This is a genomic window from Kitasatospora sp. MY 5-36, assembly GCF_001182915.1.
Taxonomy (GTDB): Bacteria; Actinomycetota; Actinomycetes; order Streptomycetales; family Streptomycetaceae; genus Kitasatospora.
In genome coordinates, this window is the sequence record NZ_LFVW01000051.1 from 1 (window position 1) to 583 (window position 583).

The window sequence follows — 583 nt, forward strand, 5'->3', positions numbered from 1 at the left end:
GAGGCCCAGCGTCCGCTTGAGCTCCGCCTCGATCTCGTCGCGGGTGCGGCCCGGGTTGCGGTTGTCGTTGACCACGGAGCTCTCGGTGACCAGCAGGGTGCCCTGGCCGTCGGTCTCGAAGGAGCCGCCCTCGGCGGTGAGCGGGGTCTCCAGCCGCTCGATCCCGTACTTCTCCAGGACGGTGCGGGCGATCCGGGCGTCGTTGGCGTGCTCCTGCTTCCCGCCCCAGCCGCTGAAGTTGAAGTCGACGCCCTTGACCTTTCCGCCCTCCTCGACGAAGACCGGCAGGGTGTCGCGGGCCCACAGGTCGTCCACCGGGACGGCGAGCAGCTCGACGTCCGAGCCGCAGGCGTTGCGGGCCGAGGCCTCCTGGCCGGGGCGGACGAGCAGGACCACCGGTTCGCGCTGTCCGATGGCCCGGGCCACGGTGGCGATGTCCCTGCGGACGGCCCCGAGCTGCTCGCCCCAGACGTTCTCGGAGGCGGGCCAGGCCATGAAGGTCCGCTCGTGCTTCTCCCACTCGCCGCCGAGCCGCCGGCCGCGGGCGGGGGCGGGGGCGGGGGCGGGGGTGGGATCGGAGGCG

The 583-nt window shown here is 73.9% G+C and carries 1 protein-coding gene; it reads right to left on the reverse strand.

The features are described 5' to 3' along the window. The coding region (locus AE652_RS04775; RefSeq protein WP_049649862.1) for an agmatine/peptidylarginine deiminase at positions 1-583 on the reverse strand (583 nt) is incomplete at both ends.